Below are 7,451 nucleotides of genomic sequence, written 5' to 3'. Positions count from 1 at the left end.
TGGGCCCGTGCCCACTCCTTGCGCGCGGGCCCGCGCGCAAGGAGTGGGCACGGGCCCAGGTCGAGCTGGTCGGCGCGGAACTGGGGCGGCAGCAGGAGATGCTGTACGCCTCGGCGCAGGGCGCCTCAGGTCCGGGCAGCGCCACGAGCGCGCCGGCCCAGGCGGGCGCGGGGCTCGGTGAGGGCCGGCCGCGCCGGCTGCTGCTGGTGCTCCAGGCGATGGACTGCGGCGGCAAGGACGGCACGGTGAAGCGGGTGGCGGGCGCGATGAACCCGCTCGGGCTGCACATCCGCTCGTTCGGGCCGCCCACCGAGGAGGAGTTGCGGCACGACTTTCTGTGGCGGGTACGCCGGGCGCTGCCGCCGCCCGGGTACGTGGGCGTGTTCAATCGCTCGCACTACGAGGACGTGCTGATCGCCCGGGTCGAAGGGCTTGTCGACGAGGCGACCTGGCAATCCCGGTACGCGATCATCAACGACTTCGAGCGGGAACTGGCCGAGCAGGCGGTGACCGTGATCAAAGTCATGCTGCACATCTCGTACGCCGAGCAGGGCGAGCGGCTGATGCAGCGGCTGACCGACCCGACGAAGTTCTGGAAGTACAACCCCAGTGACCTGGACACCCGGGCACGATGGGACGACTACCAGGCGGCGTACGCCGAGGCGATCGAGCGGTGCGGCGCCGACGACGCGCCCTGGTTCGTGGTCCCGGCGGACCGCAAGTGGTACCGGGACTGGGCGGTAGCCCACCTGCTGCGCGAGACGTTCGACGGTTTGCATCTGGGGTATCCGCCTGCCGATTTCGACGTTGAACGGGAGCGTGACCGGTTACGGAGCCAACTCGGCGGGTGATCAGGTGAACGGAAGGTGAACGAGCGGTGAATCGGGCTTGACCAGGGGTGGGCCGATCGAAAGCCGCCTGGACGCGATCCCTAGCATGCGCAATGCAGACGCCCGGGCGGCGACGGCCACCCTTCCACCGACACGACGAGGTCCGTGCTGTGAAGTTTTCCTTCCGTCCCACCGAGGGCGCCTTCTACGAGCTCTTCACCAGGGCCGCGCAGAACCTGGTCAAGGGGACCGACCTGCTCAACGAGCTGGGTCTGCCCGGCGCCGACGTGCAGTCGATCAGCGAGCGGCTGACCGACATCGAGCACGACAGCGACCAGATCACGCACGAGCTCTACAAGAAGATCAACTCCACGTTCATCACGCCGTTCGACCGGGAGGACATCTACCGGCTGGGCTCGCTGCTCGACGACGTGATGGACCACCTGGAGGCGGTCGGCAACCTGCTCTACCTGTACGGCCTGACCAAGCTCCCGTCCCTTCCGCGTGAGCTGCACGAGCTGGTCAACGTGCTCGACCTGCAGGCCAAGCTCACCGCCGAGGCGATGCCCCGGCTGAAGTCGATGAAGGATCTTGAGGACTACTGGATCGAGTGCAACCGGCTCGAGAACGACGGCGACCAGGCGTACCGGATGCTGCTGGTACGCCTCTTCTCCGGTGAGTACGACGCGCTCACGGTGCTGAAGATGAAGGAGGTGGCCGACGAGCTGGAGGCCGCCTGCGACGCCTTCGAGCACGTCGCCAACACCGTCGAGACCATCGCGGTCAAGGAGTCCTGATCCAGTGAGTCCCGAACTCATCGCCGTGCTGGCGGTGATCGCGGTCGCCATGGCGTTCGACTACACGAACGGCTTCCACGACGCGGCGAACGCGATCGCCACCAGCATCTCGACCCGGGCGCTGACTCCTCGGATCGCCCTGGCGCTGGCCGCCGTCGGCAACTTCGTCGGCGCGCATTTCGGCGCCGGCGTCGCCAAGACGGTCGGCGACGGCCTGGTCACGTTGCCGACCGGGGTGGAGAGCCTCGGCGTGGTCTTCGCCGGCGTGCTGGGCGCGATCATCTGGAACCTGATCACCTGGTACTTCGGCCTGCCGTCCTCCTCCTCGCACGCCCTCTTCGGCGGCCTGGTCGGCGCGACCCTGTTCGCCGCCGACGGCATCGTCCAGTGGGGCACCATCATCGAGAAGGTCCTCATCCCGATGGTGCTCTCGCCGGTGGTCGGCCTGGTGCTCGGCTTCCTGGTGATGCTGGCGATCATGTGGCTGTTCCGGAAAGGGCAGCCGGGCAAGCTCAGCCGCGGCTTCCGCTGGGCGCAGACCGCGTCCGCCGCCGCCATGTCCGTCGGCCACGGCATGCAGGACGCCGCCAAGACCATGGGCATCATCGTGCTGGCGCTCTACACCGGTGGCTTCCAGGAGAGCAAGACCCACATCCCGGGCTGGGTCTTCTGGACCTCCGCGGCGATGCTGGCCGCCGGCACGTACGCGGGTGGTTGGCGGATCATCCGGACGCTCGGCCGGAAGATCATCGACCTCGGCCCGGCGGAGGGCTTCGCGGCCGAGACCGTGGCCAGCGCGGTGCTCTACTTCAACGCGCTGGTGCTCAAGGCGCCGATCTCCACCACGCACACGATCACCTCGGCGATCATGGGTGTGGGCGCGACGAAACGGCTCTCCGCGGTGCGCTGGAACGTGGCCGGCAACATCGTGATCGCCTGGATCATCACGTTCCCGGCCGCCGCCGCGATCGCCTGCCTCGCGTACCTGCTGGTCCGCCCCCTGTTCTGAGCTCCCGCGCAACGACGTCGAGGGGTTCCCCGCCGTGGCGGGGAACCCCTCACGCGTAGGAGACGCCGATCCGGGCCTTGATGTCGTCGATCAGGCCCATCACCTCGAGCGTGGCGGCGTGCGGCACCAGCGGGCTCTCGGTCAGCCCGGCCGCCAGGCAGCGCTGCACCTCGATCGCCTCGTACTGGTAGCCGCCGCCGGTCAGGTCCGCCGGGATCGTCTCCGGCTCGGCGCCGGCCCGGTGCAGCACGGCGTGCGCGGGCCGGAAGAACAGCTCGGGCAGGTCGATCCGGCCGGTCGTGCCGGTGATCGACGCGGTGATCGCTGTCGCGCCGACCATGCCGCAGCTGAGCGTCGCCACCGCGCCGGAGTCCCAGCCGAGCACCATGCCGGTGTTCTCGTCCACCGCCTCCGGGGTCAGCTTCGCCCACGCCTGCACGTGCTGCGGCACGCCGAGCACCAGGTGGGCCAGGCTCAGCGGATAGACGCCGAGGTCGAGCAGCGCGCCGCCGCCGAGTGTGCGGGCCCGCATCCGGTGCTCCGGCGGGAACGGGCCGGCCACGCCGAAATCCGCCCGTACGTGCGTCACCTCGCCGATCGCGCCGTCCCGGATCAGCTCCAGCACGCGCAGGATCAGCGGGTTGGTCCGCATCCACATGGCCTCCATGAGGAACAGGCCCCGGGCACGGGCCGTCTCCACCAGCTCGGTGGTGGTCGGCAGGTCCAGCGTGCACGGCTTCTCCACCAGCACGGCCTTGCCGCCGGCCAGGCACGCCAGCGCCGCCTCGTGGTGCGCCGCGTGCGGGGTGGCCACATAGATCGCGTCCACGTCCGGGTCCGCGGCCAGTTCCGCCCACGAGGCGTACGCCCGCGGCACGTCGTGCCGGCGCGCGAACAGTTCGGCGCTCTCCCGGGTACGCGAGCCGACCGCGACCAGTTCGGCGTCCGGCACCAGCCGCAGGTCCTCGGCGAAGCGGGCGGCGATGTTTCCGGTGGCCAGGATTCCCCAACGCGTCATGCCCGGCACGCTATCCCTTCCCGCTGCGGGACCGGCAGGGTGATCCACCGGTCGGGACGGCTCAGCGGGGGGTGTCGGCGACGGCCAGGGCGGCCAGTTCGATCGTCGCCCGCCGCGTCGCCAGCGTCGGCCGGTCGGGTTCCAGGTGCGCGTACGCGGCCCATGCCCCGGTCGAGCCGTCGAGCTGTTCCCGCAGGATGTCGGCGTGCCCGGCGTGCCGGTTGGTCTCGGCCAGCACGTGGACCATGACGTTGAACAGCTTGACGTGGGGGCGGGGCCACCACGGCACGTGGCCGGGCGCGTCGATGGGGAGGGCCTCGATGGTCGCGTCCGCGTGCTCCCACGCCCGTCGGTAGCGGCCGATCACCTCCTCGCGGGTCTCGTGCTCGGTCGCCCACATGTCGGCGCCGTCCGGATCCGGATCGTCCCACCGGGGCAGCGGTTCCGGGAACGGCCTGCCGAACACCTCGCCGAAGTACCGGGCCTCTGTGAACGCCAGGTGCTTGACCAGGCCGAGCAGGTTGGTGCCGGACGCGGTCAGGGGGCGGCGCACGTCGTACTCGGACAGCCCGTCGAGCTTCCACAACAGCACCTCGCGGATCTGACGCAGGTCGTTGTGCAGGTAGTCCTTGGCGAAATCGTCGATCACGGGTCACGACCCTGCCAGGCGCGGCCGACGCACGCTGCCCGGCGCGCGCCGGTGGGTGCGCGGCGGTCCTCCAGGCGGCTGAAGTCACTTCGCTAGTGACCACTTAGCGTGAAGGTTGCGGAGCGTAATGGATCCCGTTCGACTCCTCGCAGAGCCGGGTGCCCAAAAGCCACTAGGCAGACATAAGTCAGCCCGATTTCGGGCTGGGCCAATCGCCTCTCGCCGACTTTGCTCTGCAGCCCCATGCGCACTGGTTACGGAAGGTTGCCGCTGCGGATCTGGCTGCAGAGCAAAGTCGGCGGAGGGGTTCATGGTGGCGGCGGCCGAAACTACACAACGTGACCGGGTTGGGTTCGCGCGGTGCGGATGCTCGTGCGGGCGGCGCGCACCGCGCCAGGCGGTGCCAGGCCGCCCCCGGCCCGGCCGCTCGGGCGGGAACTAGGCTCGGCCGCATGACGATCGACGGCTTCGCCGCACCCCCCGCCCTGGTGGAGCACGCTCGCCGGTTCCGGGCCGAGGGCGCCGTACCGGCCGTGCCCCGGGTCGCCGCCACCGTGCTGCTGCTCCGCCCGGCCGGCGACGGGTTCGAGGTCTACATGATCCGCCGGGTGGCGGCGATGACCTTCGGCGGCATGTACGCCTTCCCCGGCGGCGGCGTGGACCGCTCCGACTCGGAGGCGCACCTCGGCTGGGCCGGCCCGGACCCGGCGGCGTGGGGTGTGCGGCTCGGACTCGACCCGGCGGCCGCGCAGGCGGTGGTGTGCGCCGCCGCCCGCGAGGTCTTCGAGGAGGCGGGCGTGCTGCTCGCCGGGCCGGACCCCGACACGGTGGTCGGCGACGTGAGCGGCGACGACTGGGAGGCGGCCCGGCAGGACCTGGAGGGACGGCGGGTCGGCTTCGCGGACCTGCTGGCCGGGCGCGGCCTCACGCTCCGGTCCGACCTGCTGCTGCCGTGGAGCCGGTGGATCACCCCGGAGTTCGAGCCGCGCCGCTTCGACACGTACTTCTTCGTCGCCCTGCTGCCCGAGGGGCAGCGGACCCGGGACGTGTCCGGCGAGGCCGATCACACGCTGTGGCTGCGCCCGGCGGACGCGCTGGCCCGCGCGGAGGCCGGCGAGCTGACCATGCTGCCGCCGACCATGGTCACGCTCGCCGAGGTCGCCGCCGCGGGCGACCTCGGCGGCGTGGCGCGGGATGCGGCGGAGCGCGACCCGGGTACGCCGATCCTGCCGTACATCGAGGGACTGGACGGCGCCGAGCCCAGCTTCCGCCTCAGCCGAAGCGACCGGTGATGTAGTCCTCGGTCTTCTTCTGGCTCGGGTTGCTGAAGATCTTCTGCGTGTTGTCGTACTCGATCAGGCGGCCCGGGTCGCCGGTCTTCTCGATCGAGAAGAATGCGGTCCGGTCCGACACCCGCGCGGCCTGCTGCATGTTGTGCGTGACGATGATGATGGTGAACTTGTCCTTGAGCTGGAACATCAGGTCCTCGATGGCCAGCGTGGAGATCGGGTCCAGCGCCGAGCAGGGCTCGTCCATCAGCACCACCTGCGGCTCGACCGCGATGGTGCGGGCGATGCAGAGCCGCTGCTGCTGACCGCCGGACAGGCCCGCGCCCGGCTTGGCGAGGCGGTCCTTCACCTCGTCCCACAGGTTCGCCGAGCGGAGCGCCCGCTCGGCCGCCTCCTCCAGGAGCGACTTGCGCCGCACGCCGTTGAGCCGCAGGCCCGCCACCACGTTCTCGAAGATGCTCATGGTGGGGAACGGGTTCGGCCGCTGGAAGACCATGCCGATCATCCGGCGGACCGCCGTGACGTCCACGTCGCGGTCGTAGATGTCCTGGTCGTCGATGGTGAGGCTGCCCTCGACCCGGGCGCCGGGCAGCACCTCGTGCATCCGGTTGATCGACCGCAGGAAGGTGGACTTGCCGCAGCCGGACGGCCCGATCAGGGCGGTGACGGTCTTCGGCTCGACGGTCAGGTTGATGTTCTCGATCGCCTTGAACCCGCCGTAGTAGGCGGTCACGTTCGTGGCTTCGATGCGCTTGGCCATGGTGGCGGTACCTCCGGGGTTCATCGGCCGAGCCGGTTGCGGCGGGACAGCAGCTTCGCCGCCACGGTGAGGACGAGGACGAGGGCGACCAGGGTCAGCGCGGCGGTCCACGCCCGTGCCGGCGAGTACCTCGACGCCTCACCGGCCTGCTGGTAGACGAAGAGGGCCAGCGACGACTGGTTGTTCTCGAACGGGTTGAAGTTGATCGCCGCGCCGCCGCCGGCGACGAGCAGCACCGGCGCGGTCTCACCGGCGGCACGCGCGATGGCGAGCATGACGCCGGTGACGATGCCGGGCAGCGCGGTCGGCAGCACGACCCGCAGGATGGTCTTCCACTTCGGCACGCCCAGGGCGTACGCGCCTTCGCGCAGCGGCGCCGGCACCAGGCGGAGCATCTCCTCGGTGGAGCGGACCACTGTGGGCAGCATCAGCACGCTCAGCGCCAGCGCGGCGGCGAAGCCGGAGAAACCGGGCCGCCCGTCGTTGAACCACGGCGAGACGATCAGCACCCAGAAGGCCAGCACGAACAGGCCGGTGACGATCGACGGGATGCCGGTCATCACGTCCACGAAGAAGCGGATGGTGAACGCGAACCGGCCCCGGCCGTACTCGACGATGTAGATCGCGCAGAGCACACCCAGCGGCACCGTGATCAGCGTCGCGATGCCCACCTGCTGCAGCGTGCCGACGATCGCGTGGTACGCGCCGCCGTTGGCGTCCCGTGACCCGATGTTGTTCATCGAGGTACCGAAGAAGTTCGCGTCCAGCCGCTCGGAGCCCTTGCTGACCAGCGTCCAGACCACCGAGGCCAGCGGCAGCACGGCGAGCACGAACGCGGAGTGGATCAGCGCGCTCCAGGTCCGGTTGCGGGCCGACCGGCGGCCCTCCACCGCGTTCGCCGCGACGAACAGACCGGCCAGGTAGAGCAGCGCGCCGACCACCACGACCAGGACCGGGCCGCCGATGCCGGCGCCGTACACGATGCCCGCCGCGAGCAGCAGCGCCGCGACGGCGATGGCCGGAGCGGCGTACGCGGGAAGTCGCCTCGCCCGCAGCGTGGCCGGCTGGGCCGGCGGGGGGGGGGGGGGGGGGGTGAGGG

Annotated in this window: 8 protein-coding genes; 4 read left to right on the top strand and 4 right to left on the bottom strand. The window is 70.6% G+C overall.

Translation table 11 applies throughout. From position 1 onward, the window contains the following. The 3 genes from BAW75_RS05460 to BAW75_RS05450 all read left to right on the top strand — a co-directional run. On the top strand, positions 1 to 851 hold an 851-nt coding region (locus BAW75_RS05460; RefSeq protein WP_104112852.1), incomplete at its 5' end, for a PPK2 family polyphosphate kinase. Positions 852 to 1,000: 149 nt separating this feature from the next. Beyond that, positions 1,001 to 1,627, top strand: coding sequence for a DUF47 domain-containing protein (locus BAW75_RS05455; protein ID WP_030504473.1), 627 nt, complete (start codon positions 1,001 to 1,003; stop codon positions 1,625 to 1,627). Positions 1,628 to 1,631: 4 nt separating this feature from the next. After that, positions 1,632 to 2,636: an inorganic phosphate transporter gene (locus tag BAW75_RS05450; protein WP_030504472.1), complete on the top strand. Its 1,005-nt coding sequence runs from the start codon at positions 1,632 to 1,634 to the stop codon at positions 2,634 to 2,636. Between the two features lie 49 nt (positions 2,637 to 2,685). On the opposite strand, the gene BAW75_RS05445 is transcribed toward BAW75_RS05450, so the two are convergent. Together BAW75_RS05445 and BAW75_RS05440 are read right to left on the bottom strand one after the other, a co-directional pair. Further along, positions 2,686 to 3,654, bottom strand: a complete 969-nt coding sequence (locus BAW75_RS05445; RefSeq protein WP_043330895.1) for a Gfo/Idh/MocA family protein — start codon at positions 3,652 to 3,654, stop codon at positions 2,686 to 2,688. Between the two features lie 61 nt (positions 3,655 to 3,715). Next, on the bottom strand, positions 3,716 to 4,303 hold the full coding sequence (locus BAW75_RS05440) for a DinB family protein (RefSeq protein WP_104112850.1): 588 nt from the start codon (positions 4,301 to 4,303) through the stop codon (positions 3,716 to 3,718). Positions 4,304 to 4,755: 452 nt separating this feature from the next. Between BAW75_RS05440 and BAW75_RS05435 the strand changes: the two genes are divergently transcribed. Beyond that, a complete protein-coding gene (locus BAW75_RS05435; RefSeq protein WP_104112849.1) occupies positions 4,756 to 5,595 on the top strand; it encodes an NUDIX hydrolase in 840 nt (279 codons plus the stop codon). Here the strand turns inward: BAW75_RS05435 and pstB are convergent. Both pstB and pstA read right to left on the bottom strand, forming a co-directional pair. After that, positions 5,576 to 6,352 carry a phosphate ABC transporter ATP-binding protein PstB gene (pstB, locus tag BAW75_RS05430; RefSeq protein WP_104112848.1) on the bottom strand — a complete coding sequence of 259 codons (777 nt, stop codon included), beginning with the start codon at positions 6,350 to 6,352 and terminating at the stop codon, positions 5,576 to 5,578. The two genes, BAW75_RS05435 and pstB, sit on opposite strands and share 20 nt — an antisense overlap. A 20-nt stretch (positions 6,353 to 6,372) precedes the next feature. After that, on the bottom strand, positions 6,373 to 7,451 hold a 1,079-nt coding region (pstA, locus tag BAW75_RS05425; RefSeq protein WP_420914984.1), incomplete at its 5' end, for a phosphate ABC transporter permease PstA.

Origin of the sequence: Micromonospora chalcea (genome assembly GCF_002926165.1) — a bacterium.
Classification (GTDB): domain Bacteria; phylum Actinomycetota; class Actinomycetes; order Mycobacteriales; family Micromonosporaceae; genus Micromonospora; species Micromonospora chalcea.
Note: the sequence above shows the minus strand (reverse complement) of the source record. Positions and strands in the feature narration are given on the sequence as shown.